The following is a 22,516-nucleotide window of genomic DNA, read 5'->3' as shown; positions in this document are numbered from 1 at the left end:
TTCACTCCCGATGGTCGTGGGTCTGGGTGATACGGCCTTGTTCCACGTGGAACAAAGCGACTGGCGTTTCCGTCTGCCAGCCTTCCCTCAATAATTCGTGGTCTACACAGGTGATAAACACCTGGCAGCGTAATTCTTCCAACAAGCGGCATAACGCGCGGCGATGTTGCTCGTCGAGTTCGGACGGCAAGTCATCCACCAGATAAATACACTGACCGCGCCGGGCCTGGCTAACCAAATGGCCCTGGGCGATCCGCAGTGCACACACCACCAACTTTTGCTGACCACGGGACAAAATGTCCGCAGCATTGTGAGCGCCTAATCTAAGACGCAAGTCAGCCCGTTGGGGTCCAGCCTGGGTATGCCCAATTTGCTGATCCCGCTGCAAGGACGTCGCGAGCACAGCACTCAGCTCACGCTCTTTGTCCCAACCACGGTAGTAACTCAACGTCAGGCCATCGAGGTCCAACAACTCACTCAAGGTCTGCTCAAAGACTGGTTTCAAGGCTTTGATATAGGCACGGCGGTATTCATCTATTTCGTCGCTGGCCAGGCACAGTTCCCGGTCCCAGGCCGCTTGCGAAGCGGCGTCAAGTGTACCATGCCGCAGCCATGAGTTCCGCTGCCGCAGGGCCTTCTGCAGGCGCTGCCAAGTGGCCATGAAACGCGGTTCCACGTGGAACACTCCCCAATCGAGGAATTGCCTACGGATTTTCGGCGCGCCTTCCAACAGACGAAAGCTGTCAGGGTTGATCAGTTGCAGTGGCAGGATTTCCGCCAACTGCGCAGCACTGCGAGCATTTTGCCCATCAATGCGAATCTGGAACTCTCCGCCGCGATCACGGGATATCCCAAGACTGCTGTGCCCACCCTCAGCCAGTTCGACCTGGCCAAACACCGTGCACGCCAATTGTTCATACTGGATGACCGGTAATAGGCGGGCACTGCGAAAGGAACGGGCAAGCCCCAACAAGTGAATGGCTTCCAGCACGCTGGTTTTGCCACTGCCATTGGCGCCGTGGAGGATATTGATGCGGGGAGAAGGGGAGAAGGTCACCGGGTGCAGATTGCGCACCGCGGTGACCGAGACGCGACTGAGGGACATCTAGCTTCTGCTGAGCATGATTACAGGCGCATCGGCATGACAACGTAAGCCGAGTCGTCGTTATCGGATTCCTGCACCAGGGCGCTGCTGTTGGAGTCCGACAAGATCAGGCGAACCTGTTCAGTGGTCATCACACCCAGCACATCCAACAGGTAGCTCACGTTGAAGCCAATTTCCAGCGAACCGCCGTTGTAGTCGACGCCCACTTCTTCTTCCGCTTCTTCCTGCTCTGGGTTGTTGGCCTGGATTTTCAGCTGACCATTGGCCAGTTGCAGACGAATACCACGGTACTTTTCGTTGGAAAGAATCGCGGTGCGGCTGAAGGCTTCACGCAGGGCCTGACGGTCACCGATCACCAGCTTGTCGCCACCTTTGGGCAGCACACGCTCGTAGTCCGGGAATTTGCCGTCGACCAGTTTGGAAGTGAAGGTGAACTCGCCGGTGGTCGCACGAATATGGTGCTGGCCCAGCACGATGCTGACATTACCTTCTGGCTCAGTGAGCAGGCGCGCCAGTTCGAGGATACCTTTACGCGGCACGATCACCTGGTGACGGTCTGGCTGACCGATATCGGCGCGCATCGAGCACATCGCCAGGCGGTGACCGTCGGTCGCTACGGCGCGGATGATGCCTTCAGACACTTCCAGCAGCATGCCGTTGAGGTAGTAACGCACATCCTGCTGCGCCATGGCGAAACTGGTGCGCTCGATCAAGCGACGCAGTTTGCTCTGCTCCAGGCTGCAGGTCAGCGAACCAGGGCCTTCTTCTACGGTCGGGAAATCATTGGCTGGCAAAGTAGAGAGGGTGAAACGGCTACGACCCGCTTTGACCACCAACTTCGCGTCATCAACCTTGATGTCGATCAGCGCATCGTTCGGCAGGCTTTTGCAGATATCCATCAGTTTGCGCGCAGGCACAGTGATCTCGCCAGGTTCGGCAGGCTCTTCCAGCTGCACACGACCGACCAGCTCGACTTCCAGGTCGGTACCGGTCAGGGACAACTGCTGGCCTTCGACGACCAACAATACGTTGGAAAGCACCGGCAAGGTCTGTCGGCGCTCGACGACGCCTGCGACCAGTTGCAGGGGTTTCAACAGGGCTTCGCGTTGAATGGTGAAATGCATGGTCTAGTCCCTTGCCTTAATAAGCTGCGCTGGTGTCATCAAGTTGTCAGTGTACGCAGCAGGTTCTTGTAGTCCTCGCGAATATCCGCGTCGGATTCCTTAAGTTCATTGATCTTGCGGCATGCGTGCAAGACCGTCGTGTGGTCACGCCCGCCAAACACATCACCGATTTCCGGCAGGCTGTGGTTGGTCAGCTCCTTGGAGAGCGCCATGGCCACCTGACGGGGACGTGCTACCGAACGCGAACGGCGCTTGGACAGCAGGTCGGAAATCTTGATCTTGTAGTACTCGGCCACAGTGCGCTGGATGTTATCCACACTCACCAGTTTGTCCTGCAATGCCAACAAGTCTTTGAGGGATTCGCGAATCAGCTCGATGGTGATGTCGCGGCCCATGAAGTGCGAGTGCGCGATAACCCGCTTGAGCGCGCCTTCCAGCTCACGTACGTTGGAACGAATGCGTTGGGCGATGAAGAACGCCGCGTCGTGGGGCAAGTCGACCTTGGCCTGGTCGGCCTTTTTCATCAGGATCGCGACACGGGTTTCCAGTTCCGGCGGCTCTACAGCTACGGTCAGGCCCCAGCCAAAGCGCGACTTCAGGCGTTCTTCCAGGCCTTCGATTTCTTTCGGATAACGGTCACTGGTCAAGATGACCTGTTGGCCGCCTTCTAGCAGGGCGTTGAAGGTGTGGAAAAACTCTTCCTGGGAACGTTCCTTGCGGGCGAAGAACTGAATGTCATCGATCAGCAAGGCATCAACCGACCGGTAGAACCGCTTGAATTCGTTGATGGCATTTAGCTGCAAGGCCTTGACCATGTCAGCCACGAAGCGCTCCGAGTGCAGGTACACGACCTTGGCATTCGGATTCTTCTTTAATAGGTGGTTACCCACAGCGTGCATCAAGTGAGTCTTACCCAAGCCAACGCCGCCATAAAGGAAGAGCGGGTTGTAGCCGTGCTTGGGGTTATCGGCTACCTGCCAGGCAGCTGCACGAGCCAGTTGGTTGGATTTACCCTCAACGAAGTTCTCGAAGGTAAATGTGCGGTTCAGGTAACTCGTATGCTTGAGCGCACCTTCGACCTGCACGGTGCGCTGCTCAGCGCGAACCGGTGCTTGCTGAGAGGCGGCACCGGCCATAGGGTCAAAACTGTCACGGGACGGCTCTTCATGCTGTGCTGCATTCTTTTGCGCAGAGGACTTGGAGGCTGTCGGCGCAGGTGCACTGGGGGCCGGTGCAGCAGCGGCCTGAGCGTGCGACGCAGCAGCGGCCAACGGCGCATTCGGCGCAGCACGAGGTGCGGAGCTACGTTTGCTGCCTATTAATAAGGAAAGCACAGGCGCAACGCCATTACCCTGTTCGTCGAGCAATTCGAGAACGCGGCTCAGGTACTTCTCGTTGACCCAGTCGAGGACAAAACGATTGGGCGCGTAGACACGCAACTCGTCGCCTTCGGCTTCGACCTGTAGCGGACGGATCCAGGTGTTGAATTGCTGGGCAGGCAGCTCATCGCGCAAAAGCTCCACGCACTGCTGCCAAAGTTCCACTGACACGGATATCCCCTAAGTTGAAAGCCGGTGAGGCAAAAACAGCCGCCATTGTAGCGGCGAGCCGCCCACTTATCCACATGTGGGTTGATCAGAGGCCAGCCAAAATCAACGTCTTAACGGTAAAAAAGTCGACCAATGGTCTGTGCATAAGCTCTGTGGATAAGCGTACCTAAGGTCGTTGTACAAGTGGGGGCTAAAGTCAGTGGGTAACTGCCCTGTGGATAACAAGCCATTCCACACACAGCTTATCCGACAGCGCAGCACAGGCAGAGCACCGTTTCTCCCCCGTGTTGTCATTCTCTGTACATCACGTGGAATGTGGGCTAAAGGTACTTATCCACAGAGGATGGCCTGCCTAGCTTTTATAAGCTTTACAGAAAAGCTTTAAATAACTTCCTTCTTTATTTTTATATCTATGCCACTGCCCTTGAAGGCCAAGCAGACAGAAAAGGCCAAATGGCGCCTAGAGATCTAATTGAAGGAAAAGCTGGTTGGAAATTGACCTAGAGGCTTGCTTTCTCTAGAATCGCCGGTCTCTTAAAACGGGGGCCATTCCGGCCCGTTGTGGACGAACCAGGTAACAACGCCATGAAACGTACTTTCCAACCAAGCACCATCAAACGCGCCCGCACTCACGGCTTCCGTGCTCGCATGGCTACCAAGAACGGCCGTGCTGTCCTGTCGCGTCGTCGCGCCAAAGGTCGTGCGCGTCTGGCAGTTTGATAATCCGGTACTGGTGGTGAGTCAGGACTTCAGTCGGGAAAAGCGTTTGCTGACCCCCCGGCATTTCAAGGCAGTCTTTGACTCCCCCACCGGCAAGGTTCCGGGGAAAAATCTCCTGCTCCTTGCGCGTAACAACGATCTTGATCACCCCCGTCTTGGGTTGGTGATCGGCAAGAAGAGCGTAAAGCTCTCCGTTGAGCGCAATCGCCTCAAGCGTCTGATGCGCGAATCGTTTCGCCTCCACCAGGACACTCTGGTTGGTTGGGATATTGTTATCGTCGCGCGCAAAGGCTTGGGGGACGTAGAAAACCCCGAATTGATTCAGCATTTCGGCAAGCTCTGGAAACGTTTGGCGCGTACCCACAAGCCAGCACCAGAAGTCAGCACCGAAACTGTAGGGGTAGACAGCCTTGATGCGTAAACTGGCAATCGTTCCGATCCAGTTTTATCGCTATGCCATTAGTCCTCTGATGGCCAGCCACTGTCGTTTCTACCCCAGTTGTTCCTGCTACGCGTTAGAGGCCATAGAAAATCATGGTCTTCTGCGCGGTGGCTGGCTGACCTTTCGTCGTTTAGGTCGCTGTCATCCGTGGAATCCCGGTGGTTATGACCCGGTTCCATCTATCCCTACCTCCCGTTCTTCTTCGATGGCCGAGTAATCATGGATATTAAACGCACGATCCTGATCGTCGCCCTGGCAATCGTGTCCTACGTCATGGTTCTTAAGTGGAACCAGGACTACGGCCAAGCTGCCCTGCCGACTCAGAATGTTGCTGCCAATGCTGTTCCTGCGGGGCTTCCCGACACAGTAAGTGGCAACAAAACTGCCGCCAGTGACGACATTCCACGTGCACCGGGCGAGACAAACGCACCTGCCGAAGTTCCAGTTGCCGCCAGCACGGACCTCATCCAGATCAAGACGGATGTATTGGACCTGGCTATCGACCCGCAAGGTGGCGATGTTGCCAAGCTGACGCTTCCGCTGTATCCGCGCCGTCAGGATCACCCGGAAATTCCATTCCAGCTGTTCGATAACGGTGGCGAGCGTGTTTACCTGGCTCAAAGTGGCCTGATCGGCACGAACGGTCCCGATGCAAGCGCTACCGGTCGTCCGGTTTTCTCTTCGGAGAAGAAGAGTTACCAACTGGCCGACGGCCAGGACCAACTGGTTGTTGACTTGAAGTTCAGCAAGGACGGTGTCAACTACATCAAGCGGTTCACCCTCAAACGTGGACTGTACGACGTTGTCGTCACCTATTTGATCGACAATCAGAGCGCTCAGCCATGGACAGGCGCGATGTTTGCGCAGCTCAAGCGTGATGCCAGCTCCGATCCGTCGTCCAGCACCGCCACTGGTACCGCGACTTACCTGGGCGCTGCCCTGTGGACAAGTTCGGAGCCGTACAAAAAAGTGTCGATGAAAGATATCGACAAGGTCAACGAAGACAAACAAAAGGCGCCGATCACCTATAACGTGAATGGCGGCTGGGTTGCTTGGTTGCAACACTACTTTGTGACCGCTTGGATTCCTCAGCCTGGCCAGAACAATGTGGTTGCGGCTCGCAAGGACACCAAAGGTAATTACATCATTGGCTACACTGGCCCGGCATTGACCGTTGCTCCAGGTGCCAAGGCAGAAACCAGCGCTACCCTGTACGCGGGTCCTAAAAGTCAGGCTGTACTGAAAGAGTTGTCCCCAGGTCTCGAACTGACTGTGGATTACGGCTTCCTGTGGTTCATTGCCCAGCCGATTTTCTGGCTGCTGCAACATATCCACAGCATCGTCGGTAACTGGGGCTGGTCGATTATCTTCCTGACCATGCTGATCAAAGGGATCTTCTTCCCTCTGTCGGCAGCCAGCTACAAGTCGATGGCGCGCATGCGTGCCGTGGCTCCGAAACTGGCGGCACTGAAAGAGCAACATGGCGATGACCGGCAGAAAATGTCGCAGGCCATGATGGAGCTGTACAAGAAAGAGAAGATCAACCCGCTGGGTGGATGCTTGCCGATTCTGGTACAGATGCCGGTATTCCTGTCGCTTTACTGGGTACTCCTAGAAAGCGTGGAAATGCGCCAAGCACCGTTCATGCTGTGGATAACTGACCTGTCGATCAAAGACCCGTTCTTTATCCTGCCGATCATCATGGGCGCAACCATGTTTATCCAGCAGCGTCTGAACCCGACTCCGCCGGACCCGATGCAGGCCAAGGTAATGAAAATGATGCCAATCATCTTCACCTTCTTCTTCCTGTGGTTCCCAGCGGGTCTGGTGCTGTACTGGGTAGTCAACAACGTGTTGTCGATCTCTCAACAGTGGTACATCACACGTAAAATCGAAGCGGCTACCAAAAAAGCCGAGGCGTAATTTACTCTGTGGATAACCACTCAAGACGCCCCCTAGTGGGGCGTTTTGCTTTCCGTCACTTTTGTTCTGGAACCTGCTGATGAGCGCTCCTCGTGAAACCATCGCTGCTGTCGCTACCGCTCAAGGTCGCGGCGGTGTCGGTATCGTTCGAATTTCCGGGCCGCTCGCGGGCTTGGCAGCGAAGGCCATCAGCGGTCGTGAGTTGAAGCCGCGCTATGCGCATTACGGCGCGTTCCTGGATGCTGACGAAAGCGTATTGGACGAAGGCCTGGCAATTTATTTCCCGGGCCCAAATTCCTTCACCGGCGAAGACGTCCTCGAGTTGCAGGGCCATGGCGGCCCCGTCGTGTTGGATATGTTGTTGCAGCGCTGCCTGCAATTGGGCTGCCGATTGGCCCGCCCAGGAGAATTCAGCGAACGCGCGTTTTTGAACGACAAGCTCGACCTGGCTCAGGCCGAAGCGATCGCTGACTTAATCGAAGCCAGTTCTGCACAAGCGGCGCGCAATGCATTGCGCTCGCTGCAGGGAGCGTTTTCCCTGCGTGTGCATCACTTGACCGAGCAATTGATCAGCCTGCGTATCTACGTCGAGGCGGCGATTGATTTTCCCGAGGAAGAAATTGACTTTCTTGCCGATGGCCACGTATTGGCGATGCTGGATAAGGTTCGCGACGAGTTATCCACAGTGCTGCGCGAAGCCGGGCAGGGCGCTTTGTTGCGTGATGGAATGACGGTAGTGATCGCTGGACGGCCCAATGCGGGCAAATCCAGCCTGCTCAACGCACTGGCGGGACGTGAAGCAGCCATCGTCACTGAGATCGCCGGCACGACCCGGGATATCCTGCGCGAACATATCCACATCGACGGCATGCCACTGCACGTGGTTGACACTGCGGGTTTGCGCGATACCGAGGACCAGGTCGAAAAGATCGGTGTGGAACGCGCCCTTAAGGCCATCAGCGAAGCGGATCGGGTGTTGCTGGTGGTGGATGCGACGGCGCCCGAAGCTGTGGACCCTTTCGCCCTATGGCCGGAATTCCTCGAGCAACGCCCAGACCCAGCCAAGGTCACGTTGATTCGCAACAAAGCCGATTTGACGGGTGAAGCCATAGCGATGGAAACCAGCGCGGATGGCCATGTCACTATCAGCCTCAGCGCAAAGTCAGCAGGTGATGGCTTGGAATTGCTGCGTGATCACCTCAAGGCCTGCATGGGCTACGAGCAGACCTCGGAAAGCAGCTTCAGTGCGCGCCGCAGGCACCTGGAGGCGTTGCGCCACGCGAGCGCAGCCTTGGAACACGGTCGGGCACAATTAACCCTGGCGGGCGCAGGGGAGTTGCTGGCTGAGGATTTACGTCAGGCGCAGCAGCTGTTGGGGCAAATCACCGGCGCATTCAGTTCCGATGATTTGTTGGGCCGGATCTTCTCCAGTTTCTGCATCGGTAAATAACCGAGTTATCCACAACCCTACCAAGTGTAAGACACCGTACCGAGCAAGGTACGGCTGTCCCCCCAATAGCAACGCCCTGCATCGTTGCAACCAGACACATATTCCTTGTCGAACAGGTTCTTGGCGTTTAAATCGACTGACCAGTTTTTGTCGATTTGATAGCCAACTGCAGCGTCTACGAGCGTCACGCTGCCGGCATCCAGTTTTCCGTAAAGGCTGGGTGCCGTGTAGGAAAACGTACTGTCGAAGTAGCGCACACCACCCCCCAGGGACAGACCTTTGAGTTGATTGTCGAGGAATCGATACTTGCCCCAAATCGACGCTTGGTTACGTGGCACGCCAGTCATCTGGCGCCCCTCAACCAGAGAGGTGGCCGAATCCTTGGTAATCCGCGCGTCAGTGTAAGTGTAGGCAGCAGTCACATTCAGGTTAGGCGTGATGGCGCTGTTCACTTCAACTTCCACGCCCTTGGCCTGGCTTTCGCCGACTTGGCGATAGCTGTTGGTGGTGGCATCGAGGTAAGTGTCGTCCTGCTTGCGCAAGTCATACACCGAAACCGTCATCGCCGTATCCCATCCGATCGGCTCGTATTTCACGCCCACTTCGTATTGGCTGCTGGTGATCGGTTTTAACGGTGAACCCGCGTTGGAAATCTGCTGCACCGGGACGAACGCAGTGGAGTAGCTGACATAGGGCGTCAGCCCATTGTCGAACTGGTACATCACCCCACCCTGGTAGGTGAACTTGCGGTCCTCGGAGCCTGTGTTGCTTGCCTTGTTCACCTTGTCGCGAAAATCGCTGTCGACCCAGTCCTGACGGCCGCCGAGCAAGAATAACCAGTGGTCATACTTGCTCTGGATCTGTGCATAAACCCCTTTCATCTGTTGTTCGAGCAAGGTGTTTTGCACAGCCACAGGGGTCAGCGGGTCTCGCAGGTACACCGGGTTATACACATTGATGGTCCCGGCAAAGCCCGCGTCCCAGTCCTGGTTGAACGAGGTGCGGTCATAGCTCGCGCCGAACAGCACGGTATTTTCCAGCCCGCCGACCTGGAATTTGCCTTCCAGTTGGTTATCCAGGGAGTAGACCATCGACTTGTTGTAGCGGTCGTAGGCGGTCATGTTCAGTTGAGTGCCGAAGCCACGGTTATTCAACGCACCAGGCCAGGTTTCATGACGGTTTATGCGCGACTGCATATAACGCGAATTCTGGCGGAACTGCCAATCGTTGTTGAAGCTGTGGCTGAATTCGTAGCCAGTACTCCAGGATTCGCGTTCAAAGGTGTTCCAGTCCGTGTTACCGAGCATGGTGTGCTTGGACAGCTTGCCATTGGGGTTTGTAAGCAAGGTACCTGCGGCTGGTAGGCCAAGTTCGAGGTTGGTGTGGTCCTTCTGGTAATTCGCCAACAGGGTGAGGGTGTTGTAGTCGTCGAAATTAAGGGTCAGTGAAGGCGCAATGTAGAGTCGATCGTCCGGGACGTGATCGGTCTGTGTATCGGACTTGCGGCCAAGCATCACCACCCGTCCAAGAATGTTGTCGCTGTCATTGAGAAGGCCAGAGATATCCACACCCACTTGGCGTCGGTTATTTGAGCCGTAACCCAGTTGCACCTCACCTTGCGGCGTGGCGGTCGGGTGTTTACTGACCAGGTTCACCAAGCCACCTGGTGCGTTTTCACCGTAGAGCAGAGAAGAAGGGCCGCGGAATACTTCGACTCGTTCTAGGCCGTAAGGCTCGCTAGTGGTGTCGTACCGGTTGCCTTGTACGCGTAGGCCGTCTCGCAGTAGGCCATAGCCGTAATCCGTGGCGTTGAAACCGCGGATGAAGAACAGGTCACCTGCCAAGCCATCGCCGGCCGCAAAAGGGGGGGCGAAGATGCCAGGCACATAGCCCAATACTTCAGTCAGCGTCTGCGACTTCTGGTCCTTGATGCGTTGGCCGGTGACAACCGAAACCGAACGCGGTGTTTCTGACAAAGGCGTGCTGGTCTTGGTGCCGATACGACTGTTTTGCGCCTTGTAGCCCACGTCACCGGCGTTCTCCTGATTGAAACCAGCCTGTTGATAAGTGCTTACCGTGGTGGGCGCCAGTGTGAGTTCACCAGCAGGTATGGCCTGCAGAACATAACTGCCTGGCGCCTGGACTACCGCCTGCAATCCTGAGTTTTGCAGCAGCAGCGCAAAGCCTTGATCCACCGAATAGTCACCTTCCAACCCCGGCGTGTTCAAACGTATGGTTTGCTGGGGCGAAAAAGACAGAATCACATTCGCCCTGGCTGCAAATTGGCTCAAGGCATTATCCAGCGGGCCTGCCGCAATAGCGTAGTGTTGCACCGCGCTGGCGGCCATGGCGCCGGTTGATAGCAAAACACCGGCCGTGGCTGCAGTACTCAGCAGTAGGCTGCCGGTCAAACTGTGGTAGGAGAGCCGCTGGCGAAACTTGGTAGGGAGGCGCATAGGTGGGTTAGCCCTGAAGGTTGCGTCGTGATTACCTGAAGGGCCGCGCCAGGCAAAAAAAAGATAACCCCCTTACGGATAATTTTTCCCGTCAGCCGATTCGCTTCACCGAAACCCAATAGCGAGTGAAATACTTCACTTTGATCGGCAAGGTCGCTTGCAGATTGGCCAGTACCGCTTCCGTTGAATCCAGGCGAAAAGTACCGGAAACGCGCAGACGTGCCGAAGCCAGGTCGCATTGCAATACGCCGGGTCGATAACGCGCGAGCTCGTCGAGTACATCCCCGAGCCGAGCATCCAATACGATCAACTGGCCATCCACCCAGGCAGCCTGGGAGCCGCGATACGCACTGTTTGGCCCTACGTTTTGGCGATCAAAGTCAGCGCTTTCACCTGCTCCGAGCAATCGGCCGTGATTGGGCTGGTCACCTGGCGACACGCTCACGCGATCCTCTAGAACTCCGACACGTGTGGTGTCCGACAGCTGGCGCACGGTAAATCGGGTACCTAATGCCTGGACTCGCCCTTGGCGGGTTTCGACATAAAAGGGCGTGTGCCCGCCGAATTTTCCCGTGTGGATAAGTACTTCACCTTCGCGCAGGCGGATCAAACGCTGACGCCCGTCGAACACCACATCAATCGCCGTGCCGGTGTTGAGATCAAGCCGCGTGCCATCGGCCAATTCGATACGCCGGCGTTCACCCACGGAGGTCCTGTAGTCGGCCAATACATCGCCCAGAGACGTGTGTGGCTGAACATTCCAGCCCAAGTACCCGGTACCGCCCAACACCAACATCCACTTCAGTACCTGGCGACGTTGCTGCGTGGTCGACAATGCACGGCGGGTTAAATCCTGGGGCAGGGCGCCAAGACTGCGCTGTAACTGTTCTATCTGGTTCCAGGCCGCCTGATGGGCCGGATCATCGTTAAGCCATTGCTGCCAGGCCTGGCGTTCTGCGGGTGTAGCCGGTTGGGATTGAAATTGCACATACCAACTGGCTGCGGACTCGAAGGTCTTGCGATCGGGAATAGCCATTACAAGCTGGCCATGATCAGCGAACACTCAGTCAATGCCCGGATCATGTGCTTCTTCACTGTCGTCAGTGACACCTGCAGTTGATTGGCGATCTGTTGATAAGTCAGCCCCTCGATCTGCGACAACATGAAAATCCGCCGCGCCCGCTCGCCGAGTCTGGACAGGGCTTTATCCACAGCCACCAGCGTCTCGATGATGATGGCCTTGTCTTCTTCACTGATGGCGGTGGCTTCAGGCCGTTCAGCCAGTGTTTGTCTGTAGGCCTGTTCGATGGCGTGCCGGCGATAACGATCAATCACTAGGCCCCTGGCGATGGTCGCCAGATAGTCCCGTGGTTCAACGATCTGCGACGCATGCCGTCCGCCTAGTATCCGCACGAACGTATCGTGCGCCACATCGGCGGCATCGCACGCGTTATGCAACTTCCCTTTGAGCCACCCGTGCAACCAGGAATGGTGCTGCTCATAGATGTGCTGGACTGCAACCGTGTGTGAAGAAGGGGACATAGGGCATGACGAAGTAGGTTAATGATAATCGCTATTATTAACTGCTCTGCGGTGTTCTCACAATAGATCTCTACTTTCTGCGCTTACCAACGAATTTGAGGATTGGGTTGGCCTCCGTATGGGCGAAATTCAAACTGTTGCTCCGATTTCTGTGGATTAAGCCCTGTGAATAACCGCCCTTGTGCCCAGTTGATAACCAGGCCTGAAACCTGAGTAAAAACTTGCCTGTGGATAACCACCTGTTTAATCCACAGGCTTAAGCCGCTTATCCAAGGGCCTCACTGGCACATGACCACAGACTTTTGAATCTCTGTACACACTGTAAATAAAGGCTTATAGAGATCTATCCACAGAAAAGGTGCTCAGTAGAAATAAACATAAAAACAAAGATTTAATAAATCTCTCTCTTTTAATTTCTATTGTCTGTGATTCATCCACAGCTGGTTAAATTTTGTGCAAAGGGTTCTTTAGCAAGGGCTAAGTCCCTATACTTGCCGGCATTGCTCCAATCTCTTTCAACAGACAATTCCTGATTACCTACATAAGCAGGCACGAGGTGCGTGGTGGATTTCCCTTCCCGTTTTGAAGTGATCGTCATCGGCGGCGGTCATGCCGGTACCGAGGCAGCACTGGCGTCAGCACGCATGGGTGTCAAAACCCTGTTGTTGACGCATAACGTGGAAACCCTCGGCGCCATGAGCTGTAACCCCGCCATTGGTGGGATCGGTAAAAGCCATCTGGTCAAGGAAATCGACGCCCTTGGGGGCGTGATGGCCATGGCTACTGACAAAGGTGGCATTCAATTTCGCGTGCTCAACAGCCGCAAAGGCCCGGCCGTACGCGCTACCCGGGCTCAAGCCGACCGCATCCTGTACAAGGCGGCGGTACGCGAAACCCTGGAAAACCAGCCGAACCTGTGGATATTTCAGCAGGCAGCGGATGACCTGATCGTCGATCAAGACCAGGTACGCGGTGTTGTCACGCAGATGGGCCTGCGTTTTCACGCAGAATCCGTGGTGTTGACCACCGGTACGTTCCTCGGCGGACTTATCCACATCGGTATGCAGAACTATTCCGGCGGTCGTGCGGGTGACCCACCCTCGATCGCACTGGCTAAACGCCTGCGTGAATTGCCGCTGCGCGTCGGCCGTTTGAAAACCGGGACACCGCCGCGTATCGACGGGCGTTCGGTGGATTTCTCGGTGATGACCGAGCAAGCCGGCGATACACCGATCCCTGTCATGTCGTTCATGGGCTCTAAAGAACAGCACCCCAAACAGGTCAGCTGCTGGATCACCCACACCAATGCGCGCACCCACGAAATCATCGCGGCGAACCTCGACCGTTCGCCGATGTATTCCGGGGTGATCGAAGGCATCGGCCCGCGTTATTGCCCGTCTATTGAAGACAAGATCCACCGCTTTGCCGACAAGGAAAGCCACCAGGTCTTCATCGAGCCCGAAGGCTTGACCACTCACGAGCTTTACCCGAACGGGATTTCCACCTCACTGCCATTCGACGTACAGATCCAGATAGTGCAGTCGATTCGCGGTATGGAAAACGCACACATCGTGCGTCCGGGCTACGCCATCGAGTACGACTACTTCGACCCGCGTGACCTGAAGTACAGCCTGGAAACCAAAGTCATCGGCGGTTTGTTTTTCGCCGGGCAAATCAACGGCACCACCGGTTACGAAGAAGCCGGCGCCCAAGGTTTGCTGGCCGGGACAAACGCGGCACTGCGCGCGCAAGGCAAAGACAGCTGGTGCCCGCGCCGCGATGAGGCGTACATCGGCGTATTGGTCGACGACCTGATTACCCTGGGTACCCAGGAACCGTACCGAATGTTCACTTCCCGGGCGGAATACCGATTGATCCTGCGCGAAGACAACGCCGACCTGCGCCTGACCGAAAAAGGCCGTGAGCTGGGCCTGGTCGATGATGCACGCTGGGAGTCTTTCTGCAAAAAACGCGAAAGCATTACGCTTGAAGAGCAGCGCTTGAAAAGCACTTGGGTTCGCCCGGGCACCGAGCAGGGCGACGCGATCGCCGAAAAATTCGGCACGCCGCTGACCCACGAATACAACTTGCTGAACCTGCTATCGCGCCCGGAAATCGACTACGCAGGCTTGGTCGAAGTGACTGGCCAAGGCGCGCAAGACCCGCAGGTTGCCGAGCAGGTCGAAATCAAGACCAAATACGCCGGTTACATTGACCGCCAGCAGGACGAGATCGCTCGGCTGCGCGCCAGTGAAAACACCAAGCTACCTGTGGATATCGACTACACCGGGATTTCCGGGCTGTCGAAAGAAATTCAAAGCAAGCTGGGGATAACTCGGCCAGAAACCTTGGGGCAGGCGTCACGTATCCCCGGTGTCACCCCGGCAGCCATTTCGCTGTTGATGATTCATTTGAAAAAACGCGGCGCGGGCCGTCAGTTGGAGCAAAGCGCTTGAGTTCGTCTGTTACCTCGCAACACGCCGAAGAGTTATCCACAGGTGCGCTCCAGTTGAGCATCGACCTGACCCCGGCCCAGCACGAATTGCTGCTGGGCTACCTGGCCCTGTTGATCAAGTGGAACAAGGCTTACAACCTGACTGCCGTGCGTGATCCTGATGAAATGGTTTCGCGTCACTTGCTCGATAGCTTGAGCGTGATGCCATTCATCGAAAACGGTCGCTGGTTGGACGTGGGCAGTGGCGGCGGCATGCCTGGCATCCCGCTAGCCATCCTGTTTCCAGAGTCGCAAGTGACCTGCCTTGACAGCAACGGCAAGAAAACCCGCTTCCTGACCCAGGTCAAACTTGAACTCAAACTGGACAACCTGCAGGTTATCCACAGCCGCGTCGAAGACTTCACGCCTGAGCAGCCCTTCAACGGAATTGTTTCCAGGGCGTTCAGCAGCATGGAGAACTTCAGTAACTGGACCCGCCACCTTGGCGACCGTGACACGCGCTGGTTGGCAATGAAGGGCGTTCATCCCAGCGACGAGCTGTTAGCATTGCCGGCAGACTTCCACCTCGATGGCGAACACGCCTTGGCCGTACCCGGTTGCCAAGGCCAACGCCATCTGCTGATACTGCGCCGCACGGCATGATTGGGAACACAAGCAAGAATGGCTAAGGTATTCGCGATAGCGAACCAGAAAGGTGGCGTGGGTAAAACCACCACCTGTATCAACCTCGCAGCATCCCTGGTCGCAACCAAGCGCCGGGTGCTGTTGATCGATCTCGATCCACAGGGCAACGCCACAATGGGTAGCGGTGTGGATAAACACGGCCTGGAGAACTCAGTCTACGACTTGCTGATTGGCGAGTGCGACCTGGGCCAGGCCATGCACTACTCCGAACACGGCGGTTATCAACTGCTGCCGGCGAACCGCGATTTGACCGCGGCGGAAGTGGTGCTGCTTGAAATGCAGATGAAAGAAAGCCGTCTGCGCAGCGCCTTGGCGCCGATCCGCGATAACTACGACTACATTTTGATTGACTGCCCACCGTCGCTTTCGATGCTCACGCTCAACGCGTTGGTGGCCGCCGATGGGGTGATTATCCCCATGCAGTGCGAATACTTCGCACTGGAAGGTTTGAGCGACCTTGTGGATAACATCAAGCGTATCGCCGAGTTGCTCAACCCGAACCTGCAGATCGAAGGCTTGCTGCGCACGATGTACGATCCGCGCCTGAGCCTCATGAACGATGTGTCCGCGCAGCTCAAGGAACACTTCGGCGAGCAGTTGTACGACACCGTGATTCCACGCAACATCCGCCTGGCCGAAGCGCCAAGCTATGGCATGCCCGCGTTGGCCTATGACAAAACGTCGCGCGGTGCCATTGCTTACCTGGCACTGGCCGGCGAGATGGTTCGTCGCCAACGCCGCAACTCACGCACAGCTGCAGCCCAGCCAACTTAAGGAATCCCCATGGCCGTCAAGAAACGAGGTCTCGGACGTGGACTGGATGCACTGCTGAGTGGTCCGACCGTCACATCGCTTGAAGAACAAGCGGTGCAGGCCGACGAGCGCGAGCTGCAACACCTGCCCCTGGACCTGATCCAGCGCGGCAAATACCAGCCACGCCGGGACATGGACCCCCAGGCGCTAGAGGAGTTGGCTAATTCGATCAAATCCCAGGGCGTGATGCAGCCAATCGTGGTGCGCCCGATTGGTGACGGCCGTTTTGAAATCATCGCCGGTGAACGCCGCTGGCGCGCGAGCCAGCAGGCAGGCAAGGAAACCATCCCGGCGATGGTGCGCGATGTGCCGGATGAAACCGCTATCGCCATGGCGTTGATCGAGAACATCCAGCGTGAAGACCTCAACCCGATCGAAGAAGCGATCGCTTTGCAGCGTCTGCAGCAGGAATTCCAGTTGACCCAGCAACAAGTCGCGGACGCGGTGGGTAAGTCCCGCGTGACCGTGTCCAACTTGCTGCGCCTGATCGCATTGCCGGAAGTCATCAAGACCATGTTGTCCCATGGCGACCTTGAGATGGGCCACGCGCGTGCCTTGCTCGGTTTGCCGGAAAATCAACAGGTTGAGGGGGCGCGACACGTTGTCGCACGCGGGCTCACCGTTCGTCAGACCGAGGCGCTGGTTCGACAGTGGCTCAGCGGCAAACCTGCACCGGTCGAAACGGCCAAACCTGATCCGGATATCGCGCGTCTTGAGCAGCGCCTGGCCGAGCGGCTAGGCTCTTCGGTGCAAATTCGTCACGGCAAGAAGGGCAAAGGGCAACTGGTTATCGGGTATAACTCGCTGGATGAGCTTCAGGGTGTTCTTGCTCACATCCGCTGAAACATTTGCTCATGTAGCGCGCGATCGGAAATCACTACCCGGCAGTTGAATAGGGGCTGAACCGCCCCTATACTCTGCGCGCATTTTGTCGGCACAAATTATGCCAAGTTATTGATTTCCGGCAGCCGACCATTGAGGAGCAAAAGTGATGGAAACCCGCACGCCAAACACGTTGCCGTTCCATCGCTTGGCCGTTTTTCCGGTTTTATTGGCTCAATTTGTGATTTTACTGATCGCCGCTTTGGCGCTTTGGTACGGGCATGGAGTCGTAGCCGGATATTCAGGACTCTGCGGAGGCCTGATAGCCTTGCTGCCCAATATGTATTTTGCTCACAGGGCCTTTCGGTTTTCCGGCGCCCGAGCAGCCCAGGCTATCGTCCGGTCTTTTTATGCTGGCGAGGCGGGGAAACTGATTTTGACGGCAGTGCTGTTTGCACTGACCTTTGCAGGTGTGAAGCCATTGGCGCCGCTGGCTGTATTCGGCGTCTTCGTGTTGACCCAACTGGTCAGCTGGTTCGCTCCCCTGCTAATGAAAACAAGACTTTCGAAACCTTAGGGCGTTTGAGGCAACCATGGCAGAAACAACCGCTTCGGGCTATATCCAGCACCACTTGCAGAACCTGACCTTCGGTCAGCTTCCTAATGGCGGCTGGGGCTTTGCCCACTCCGCAGCAGAAGCCAAAGAAATGGGTTTCTGGGCTTTCCACCTGGATACTCTGGGCTGGTCGGTCGCATTGGGTCTGATCTTCGTTCTGATTTTCCGCATGGCGGCAAAGAAGGCAACTTCCGGTCAGCCAGGTGCTTTGCAGAACTTCGTTGAAGTATTGGTCGAATTCGTCGATGGCAGCGTGAAAGACAGCTTCCATGGTCGTAGCCCGGTGATTGCACCGTTGGCACTGACCATCTTCGTCTGGGTGTTCCTGATGAACGCCGTCGACCTGATCCCGGTTGACTGGATTCCTCAGTTGGCCATCCTGATCTCGGGCGATCCGCACATCCCATTTCGCGCGGTATCGACCACTGACCCGAACGCTACCCTGGGCATGGCCCTGTCGGTGTTCGCGCTGATCATTTTCTACAGCATCAAGATCAAGGGCATCGGCGGCTTCATCGGCGAACTGACCCTGCACCCGTTCGGCAGCAAGAACATCTTTGTTCAAGCCCTGCTGATCCCGGTGAACTTCCTGCTGGAATTCGTGACCCTGATCGCCAAGCCGATTTCCCTGGCTCTGCGACTGTTCGGCAACATGTATGCCGGCGAGTTGGTGTTCATTCTGATCGCTGTGATGTTCGGCAGCGGCCTGCTCTGGCTTAGCGGCCTGGGCATCGTTCTGCAGTGGGCGTGGGCTGTGTTCCACATCCTGATCATCACCCTGCAGGCCTTCATCTTCATGATGCTGACCATCGTCTACCTATCGATGGCGCACGAAGAGAACCATTAAGGCCAGTCTCGACTAGTCTGATGTCCTTCCCGGTGAAACGGGAAGGTGGCCCACCAGGGCTATGAAACGATTTGTTTTACCGCTTTAAAATCTAAAAAACCTAAACCATACGACGTAAAAGTCGGGAGGAAAGATGGAAACTGTAGTTGGTCTAACCGCTATCGCTGTTGCACTGTTGATCGGCCTGGGCGCCCTGGGTACTGCCATTGGTTTCGGCCTGCTGGGCGGCAAATTCCTGGAAGGCGCCGCGCGTCAACCAGAAATGGTTCCAATGCTGCAAGTTAAAATGTTCATCGTCGCCGGCCTGCTCGACGCCGTGACCATGATCGGTGTTGGTATCGCTCTGTTCTTCACCTTCGCGAACCCTTTCGTTGGTCAACTCGCCGGTTAATCACTCGTTTTTCGAGTGATTGGTGTGTTGTGCAACGAATGAGCGAGGTATTGGCGTGAACATTAATGCAACCATTATTGGTCAGTCCTTAGCGTTCTTGATTTTTGTCGTTTTCTGCATGAAGTTCGTATGGCCTCCGGTCATCGCAGCTCTGCACGAACGTCAGAAGAAGATCGCGGATGGACTGGACGCTGCAGCCCGAGCAGCTCGCGACCTGGAGTTGGCCCAAGATAAAGCGGGTCAGCAACTGCGCGAAGCGAAAGCCCAAGCAGCCGAGATCATTGAGCAAGCCAAGAAACGCGGTAACCAGATTGTTGAAGAGGCTGTTGAAAAAGCCCGTATCGACGCTGACCGTGTGAAGGTTCAGGCTCAGGCCGAGATCGAGCAGGAACTGAACGGTGTCAAAGATGCGCTGCGTGCCCAACTGGGTGCTCTGGCCGTCGGCGGTGCTGAGAAGATCCTGGGCGCCACAATCGATCAAAACGCGCACGCGGAGCTGGTTAACAAACTGGCTGCTGAAATTTAAGCGAGGGCGATCATGGCAGAATTGACCACGTTGGCCCGACCTTACGCTAAGGCAGCCTTCGAGCACGCCCAGGCCCACCAGCAGCTGGCCTCTTGGTCAGCCATGCTCGGCCTGGCTGCAGCAGTGTCGCAAGACGACACAATGCAGCGCGTGCTCAAGGCCCCGCGACTGACGAGCGCAGACAAGGCCGCCACGTTTATTGACGTGTGCGGCGACAAGTTTGATGTGAAAGTGCAGAACTTCTTGCACGTCGTTGCCGAAAACGACCGTCTCCTGCTTTTGCCGGAGATTGCCGCTCTGTTCGACCTGTACAAGGCCGAGCAAGAGAAGTCGGTAGACGTTGAAGTGACCAGTGCTTTCGCATTGAACCAAGAACAGCAAGACAAACTCGCCAAGGTTCTCAGTGCACGACTCGACCGGGAAGTGCGCCTGCAAGTTGCGGAGGATGCCACCCTGATTGGTGGTGTCATCATTCGCGCCGGCGACCTGGTTATCGATGGTTCGATTCGCGGCAAACTCGCGAATCTTGCCGAAGCATTGAAATCTTGAGTTTGAAGGGGCAGCAGAGCAATGCAGCAACTCAATCCTTCCGAAATAAGTGAAATTATCAAGGGCCGCATCGACAAGCTCGATGTGACCTCCCAAGCCCGTAACGAAGGCACTGTCGTCAGCGTATCTGACGGCATCGTGCGGATTCACGGTCTGGCCGACGTAATGTACGGCGAGATGATCGAGTTTCCGGGCGGCGTCTACGGTATGGCCCTCAACCTGGAGCAAGACTCCGTAGGTGCCGTTGTATTGGGCGCGTACACCAGTCTGGCTGAAGGCATGAGCGCCAAGTGCACAGGCCGCATCCTGGAAGTTCCGGTGGGTAAGGAACTGCTGGGTCGCGTAGTCGACGCACTGGGTAACCCTGTTGACGGTAAAGGTCCACTGGGCAACACCGAGACCGACGCGGTCGAGAAAGTTGCTCCAGGCGTGATCTGGCGTAAGTCGGTAGACCAGCCTGTACAGACTGGCTACAAGGCTGTCGATGCCATGATCCCAGTCGGCCGTGGCCAGCGTGAGCTGATCATCGGTGACCGTCAGATCGGTAAAACCGCTCTGGCCATCGACGCGATCATCAACCAGAAAGACAGCGGCATTTTCTGCGTCTACGTAGCGATCGGTCAGAAGCAATCGACCATCGCCAACGTGGTTCGCAAGCTGGAAGAAAACGGCGCCCTGGCCAACACGATCATCGTGGCTGCCAGTGCTTCGGAATCTCCTGCGCTGCAATTCCTGGCACCGTACTCCGGTTGCACCATGGGTGAATTCTTCCGCGACCGCGGTGAAGACGCGCTGATCGTTTATGACGATCTGTCCAAGCAAGCAGTGGCTTACCGCCAGATTTCCCTGCTGCTGCGCCGTCCACCAGGCCGTGAAGCTTACCCAGGCGACGTGTTCTATCTCCACTCCCGTCTGCTGGAGCGTGCATCCCGCGTTTCGGAAGAATACGTAGAGAAGTTCACCAACGGCGCAGTGACCGGCAAAACCGGTTCCCTGACCGCACTGCCGATCATCGAAACCCAGGCTGGCGACGTTTCCGCGTTCGTTCCGACCAACGTGATTTCCATCACCGACGGTCAGATCTTCCTGGAATCGGCCATGTTCAACTCCGGGATCCGTCCTGCTGTGAACGCCGGTGTTTCGGTATCCCGTGTGGGTGGTGCCGCTCAGACCAAGATCATCAAGAAGCTCTCCGGTGGTATCCGTACCGCTCTGGCTCAGTACCGTGAACTGGCGGCATTCGCCCAGTTCGCTTCTGACCTGGACGAAGCGACCCGTAAGCAACTTGAGCATGGTCAGCGCGTTACCGAGCTGATGAAGCAGAAGCAATACGCCCCAATGTCGATCGCTGACATGGCGTTGTCGCTGTATGCCGCTGAGCGTGGGTTCCTGACCGACGTTGAAATCGCCAAGGTTGGCAGCTTTGAACAAGCGCTGATTGCTTACTTCAACCGCGATCACGCCGAATTGATGGCGAAGATCAACGTGAAGGGTGACTTCAATGACGATATCGACGCTGGCATGAAAGCCGGTATCGAGAAGTTCAAGGCCACCCAAACCTGGTAAGCCGCAGCGGGAGCCGCAAGGCTCCCGCTTGCTAACCTGATAGGTGTTACATGGCAGGCGCAAAAGAGATTCGCAGTAAGATTGCGAGCATCAAAAGCACGCAAAAGATTACCAGCGCCATGGAAAAAGTGGCGGTCAGCAAAATGCGCAAGGCACAAATGCGTATGGCTGCTAGCCGTCCTTATGCGGAGCGTATCCGCCAGGTAATTGGGCATTTGGCCAACGCCAACCCGGAATACCGCCACCCATTCATGATCGAGCGTGAAGTCAAGCGCGTCGGTTATGTGGTTGTGAGCAGTGACCGTGGTTTGTGCGGTGGTCTGAATACCAACCTGTTCAAGGCCCTGGTCAAGGACATGGCGGTAAACCGCGAAAACGGCGTCGAGATCGATCTGTGTGTTGTTGGTAGCAAGGGTGCGGCCTTTTTCCGCAACTTCGGCGGTAACGTCGTTGCAGCTATCAGCCACCTGGGTGAAGAGCCGTCGATCAATGATTTGATCGGCAGTGTGAAGGTGATGCTGGATGCATACCTGGAAGGCCGGATTGACCGCCTCTCCGTGGTATCCAACAAGTTCATCAACACCATGACCCAGCAGCCAACCGTGGAGCAATTGATTCCACTGGTGGCGACTCCGGATCAGGAACTCAAGCACCACTGGGACTACCTCTACGAACCAGACGCCAAAGAGCTGCTTGACGGCTTGATGGTGCGCTACGTGGAGTCGCAGGTGTACCAGGCGGTGGTCGAGAACAACGCAGCTGAACAAGCAGCGCGGATGATCGCGATGAAAAACGCTACCGATAACGCCGGTGATCTGATCAGCGATTTGCAGCTGATCTACAACAAGGCGCGTCAGGCTGCGATCACCCAAGAGATCTCGGAAATCGTCGGCGGCGCTGCCGCGGTTTAACGGTTCAAATATTCAGAGGATCCA

22 protein-coding genes are annotated in these 22,516 nt (G+C 56.3%); 16 read left to right on the top strand and 6 right to left on the bottom strand.

From position 1 onward, the window contains the following. Position 1 precedes the first annotated feature (1 nt). The 3 genes from recF to dnaA are packed head-to-tail and all read right to left on the bottom strand — an operon-like array spanning position 2 to position 3,779. Positions 2–1,105, bottom strand: a complete 1,104-nt coding sequence (gene recF / locus AACY44_RS06755) for a DNA replication/repair protein RecF (protein ID WP_339427728.1) — start codon at positions 1,103–1,105, stop codon at positions 2–4. 20 nt (positions 1,106–1,125) lie between these two features. Then, positions 1,126–2,229 carry a DNA polymerase III subunit beta gene (gene dnaN, locus AACY44_RS06750; RefSeq protein WP_049710809.1) on the bottom strand — a complete coding sequence of 368 codons (1,104 nt, stop codon included), beginning with the start codon at positions 2,227–2,229 and terminating at the stop codon, positions 1,126–1,128. Positions 2,230–2,267: 38 nt separating this feature from the next. After that, positions 2,268–3,779, bottom strand: a complete 1,512-nt coding sequence (gene dnaA, locus AACY44_RS06745; protein WP_339418519.1) for a chromosomal replication initiator protein DnaA — start codon at positions 3,777–3,779, stop codon at positions 2,268–2,270. Positions 3,780–4,364: 585 nt separating this feature from the next. Between dnaA and rpmH the strand changes: the two genes are divergently transcribed. The 5 genes from rpmH (at position 4,365) to mnmE (ending at position 8,314) form a co-directional block, all read left to right on the top strand. Continuing rightward, complete coding sequence (rpmH, locus tag AACY44_RS06740; RefSeq protein ID WP_003213577.1) at positions 4,365–4,499, top strand: 50S ribosomal protein L34; 135 nt, start codon at positions 4,365–4,367, stop codon at positions 4,497–4,499. A gap of 16 nt (positions 4,500–4,515) precedes the next feature. Continuing rightward, positions 4,516–4,920, top strand: coding sequence for a ribonuclease P protein component (rnpA, locus tag AACY44_RS06735; RefSeq protein WP_026083143.1), 405 nt, complete (start codon positions 4,516–4,518; stop codon positions 4,918–4,920). Beyond that, complete coding sequence (gene yidD / locus AACY44_RS06730) at positions 4,913–5,158, top strand: membrane protein insertion efficiency factor YidD (RefSeq protein ID WP_083207160.1); 246 nt, start codon at positions 4,913–4,915, stop codon at positions 5,156–5,158. The genes rnpA and yidD overlap by 8 nt, the downstream gene beginning before the upstream one ends. A 2-nt stretch (positions 5,159–5,160) precedes the next feature. After that, positions 5,161–6,864: a membrane protein insertase YidC gene (gene yidC / locus AACY44_RS06725; RefSeq protein WP_339418520.1), complete on the top strand. Its 1,704-nt coding sequence runs from the start codon at positions 5,161–5,163 to the stop codon at positions 6,862–6,864. A gap of 79 nt (positions 6,865–6,943) precedes the next feature. After that, positions 6,944–8,314: a tRNA uridine-5-carboxymethylaminomethyl(34) synthesis GTPase MnmE gene (gene mnmE / locus AACY44_RS06720; RefSeq protein ID WP_339418521.1), complete on the top strand. Its 1,371-nt coding sequence runs from the start codon at positions 6,944–6,946 to the stop codon at positions 8,312–8,314. A 17-nt stretch (positions 8,315–8,331) separates the two neighbouring features. Here mnmE and AACY44_RS06715 read toward each other — a convergent pair whose 3' ends face one another. The 3 genes from AACY44_RS06715 to AACY44_RS06705 all read right to left on the bottom strand — a co-directional run bounded on the left by AACY44_RS06715 (position 8,332) and on the right by AACY44_RS06705 (position 12,312). Next, the gene (locus tag AACY44_RS06715; RefSeq protein ID WP_339529964.1) at positions 8,332–10,770 is read right to left on the bottom strand and encodes a TonB-dependent siderophore receptor; all 2,439 of its coding nucleotides are present in this window, start codon (positions 10,768–10,770) and stop codon (positions 8,332–8,334) included. Between the two features lie 91 nt (positions 10,771–10,861). After that, entirely contained in the window at positions 10,862–11,806 is a 945-nt protein-coding gene (locus AACY44_RS06710; protein ID WP_339418524.1) for a FecR domain-containing protein, read from the bottom strand. Beyond that, positions 11,806–12,312, bottom strand: a complete 507-nt coding sequence (locus AACY44_RS06705) for a sigma-70 family RNA polymerase sigma factor (protein ID WP_339418525.1) — start codon at positions 12,310–12,312, stop codon at positions 11,806–11,808. Before AACY44_RS06705 ends, AACY44_RS06710 begins: the two co-directional genes overlap by 1 nt. Positions 12,313–12,875: 563 nt before the next feature. On the opposite strand from AACY44_RS06705, the gene mnmG reads away from it, so the two are divergent. The 11 genes from mnmG (at position 12,876) to atpG (ending at position 22,492) form a co-directional block, all read left to right on the top strand. Further along, positions 12,876–14,768 (top strand): tRNA uridine-5-carboxymethylaminomethyl(34) synthesis enzyme MnmG, encoded by a 1,893-nt coding sequence (gene mnmG, locus AACY44_RS06700; RefSeq protein ID WP_339529962.1) that lies wholly within the window; start codon positions 12,876–12,878, stop codon positions 14,766–14,768. Then, a complete protein-coding gene (gene rsmG / locus AACY44_RS06695; RefSeq protein WP_339418528.1) occupies positions 14,765–15,409 on the top strand; it encodes a 16S rRNA (guanine(527)-N(7))-methyltransferase RsmG in 645 nt (214 codons plus the stop codon). Before mnmG ends, rsmG begins: the two co-directional genes overlap by 4 nt. Positions 15,410–15,427: 18 nt before the next feature. Next, entirely contained in the window at positions 15,428–16,225 is a 798-nt protein-coding gene (locus AACY44_RS06690; RefSeq protein ID WP_339418530.1) for a ParA family protein, read from the top strand. Between the two features lie 9 nt (positions 16,226–16,234). Next, complete coding sequence (locus AACY44_RS06685) at positions 16,235–17,107, top strand: ParB/RepB/Spo0J family partition protein (RefSeq protein ID WP_339418531.1); 873 nt, start codon at positions 16,235–16,237, stop codon at positions 17,105–17,107. Positions 17,108–17,255: 148 nt separating this feature from the next. Further along, positions 17,256–17,663 carry a F0F1 ATP synthase subunit I gene (locus AACY44_RS06680; protein WP_003177069.1) on the top strand — a complete coding sequence of 136 codons (408 nt, stop codon included), beginning with the start codon at positions 17,256–17,258 and terminating at the stop codon, positions 17,661–17,663. Positions 17,664–17,679: 16 nt separating this feature from the next. Continuing rightward, on the top strand, positions 17,680–18,549 hold the full coding sequence (gene atpB / locus AACY44_RS06675) for a F0F1 ATP synthase subunit A (RefSeq protein WP_049710820.1): 870 nt from the start codon (positions 17,680–17,682) through the stop codon (positions 18,547–18,549). A 133-nt stretch (positions 18,550–18,682) separates the two neighbouring features. Continuing rightward, positions 18,683–18,940 (top strand): F0F1 ATP synthase subunit C, encoded by a 258-nt coding sequence (gene atpE / locus AACY44_RS06670; protein WP_002555987.1) that lies wholly within the window; start codon positions 18,683–18,685, stop codon positions 18,938–18,940. 55 nt (positions 18,941–18,995) lie between these two features. Next, positions 18,996–19,466 (top strand): F0F1 ATP synthase subunit B, encoded by a 471-nt coding sequence (locus AACY44_RS06665; protein ID WP_008439543.1) that lies wholly within the window; start codon positions 18,996–18,998, stop codon positions 19,464–19,466. A gap of 12 nt (positions 19,467–19,478) precedes the next feature. Further along, positions 19,479–20,015, top strand: coding sequence for a F0F1 ATP synthase subunit delta (locus tag AACY44_RS06660; protein WP_049710821.1), 537 nt, complete (start codon positions 19,479–19,481; stop codon positions 20,013–20,015). Positions 20,016–20,036: 21 nt separating this feature from the next. Beyond that, positions 20,037–21,581 carry a F0F1 ATP synthase subunit alpha gene (atpA, locus tag AACY44_RS06655; protein ID WP_003195831.1) on the top strand — a complete coding sequence of 515 codons (1,545 nt, stop codon included), beginning with the start codon at positions 20,037–20,039 and terminating at the stop codon, positions 21,579–21,581. A gap of 50 nt (positions 21,582–21,631) precedes the next feature. Beyond that, positions 21,632–22,492, top strand: a complete 861-nt coding sequence (gene atpG / locus AACY44_RS06650; protein WP_028618578.1) for a F0F1 ATP synthase subunit gamma — start codon at positions 21,632–21,634, stop codon at positions 22,490–22,492. Positions 22,493–22,516: the final 24 nt, after the last annotated feature.

It is taken from the genome of Pseudomonas sp. RA_15y_Pfl1_P11 (genome assembly GCF_963970975.1).
In the GTDB taxonomy this organism is placed as follows: Bacteria; Pseudomonadota; Gammaproteobacteria; order Pseudomonadales; family Pseudomonadaceae; genus Aquipseudomonas; species Aquipseudomonas tritici.
This window is presented reverse-complemented; position numbering and strand designations above follow the sequence as displayed.

What these genes read in the sequence shown, in the direction of transcription:
- dnaN (WP_049710809.1), bottom strand. Translation starts at nt 2,229, where the DNA reads ATGCATTTCACCATTCAACGCGAAGCCCTGTTGAAACCCCTGCAACTG.
- mnmE (WP_339418521.1), top strand. Translation starts at nt 6,944, where the DNA reads ATGAGCGCTCCTCGTGAAACCATCGCTGCTGTCGCTACCGCTCAAGGT.
- AACY44_RS06685 (WP_339418531.1), top strand. Translation starts at nt 16,235, where the DNA reads ATGGCCGTCAAGAAACGAGGTCTCGGACGTGGACTGGATGCACTGCTG.
- AACY44_RS06690 (WP_339418530.1), top strand. Translation starts at nt 15,428, where the DNA reads ATGGCTAAGGTATTCGCGATAGCGAACCAGAAAGGTGGCGTGGGTAAA.
- AACY44_RS06705 (WP_339418525.1), bottom strand. Translation starts at nt 12,312, where the DNA reads ATGTCCCCTTCTTCACACACGGTTGCAGTCCAGCACATCTATGAGCAG.
- rpmH (WP_003213577.1), top strand. Translation starts at nt 4,365, where the DNA reads ATGAAACGTACTTTCCAACCAAGCACCATCAAACGCGCCCGCACTCAC.
- recF (WP_339427728.1), bottom strand. Translation starts at nt 1,105, where the DNA reads ATGTCCCTCAGTCGCGTCTCGGTCACCGCGGTGCGCAATCTGCACCCG.
- AACY44_RS06680 (WP_003177069.1), top strand. Translation starts at nt 17,256, where the DNA reads ATGGAAACCCGCACGCCAAACACGTTGCCGTTCCATCGCTTGGCCGTT.
- AACY44_RS06660 (WP_049710821.1), top strand. Translation starts at nt 19,479, where the DNA reads ATGGCAGAATTGACCACGTTGGCCCGACCTTACGCTAAGGCAGCCTTC.
- yidD (WP_083207160.1), top strand. Translation starts at nt 4,913, where the DNA reads ATGCGTAAACTGGCAATCGTTCCGATCCAGTTTTATCGCTATGCCATT.
- AACY44_RS06715 (WP_339529964.1), bottom strand. Translation starts at nt 10,770, where the DNA reads ATGCGCCTCCCTACCAAGTTTCGCCAGCGGCTCTCCTACCACAGTTTG.
- yidC (WP_339418520.1), top strand. Translation starts at nt 5,161, where the DNA reads ATGGATATTAAACGCACGATCCTGATCGTCGCCCTGGCAATCGTGTCC.
- atpA (WP_003195831.1), top strand. Translation starts at nt 20,037, where the DNA reads ATGCAGCAACTCAATCCTTCCGAAATAAGTGAAATTATCAAGGGCCGC.
- atpB (WP_049710820.1), top strand. Translation starts at nt 17,680, where the DNA reads ATGGCAGAAACAACCGCTTCGGGCTATATCCAGCACCACTTGCAGAAC.
- atpE (WP_002555987.1), top strand. Translation starts at nt 18,683, where the DNA reads ATGGAAACTGTAGTTGGTCTAACCGCTATCGCTGTTGCACTGTTGATC.
- AACY44_RS06710 (WP_339418524.1), bottom strand. Translation starts at nt 11,806, where the DNA reads ATGGCTATTCCCGATCGCAAGACCTTCGAGTCCGCAGCCAGTTGGTAT.
- atpG (WP_028618578.1), top strand. Translation starts at nt 21,632, where the DNA reads ATGGCAGGCGCAAAAGAGATTCGCAGTAAGATTGCGAGCATCAAAAGC.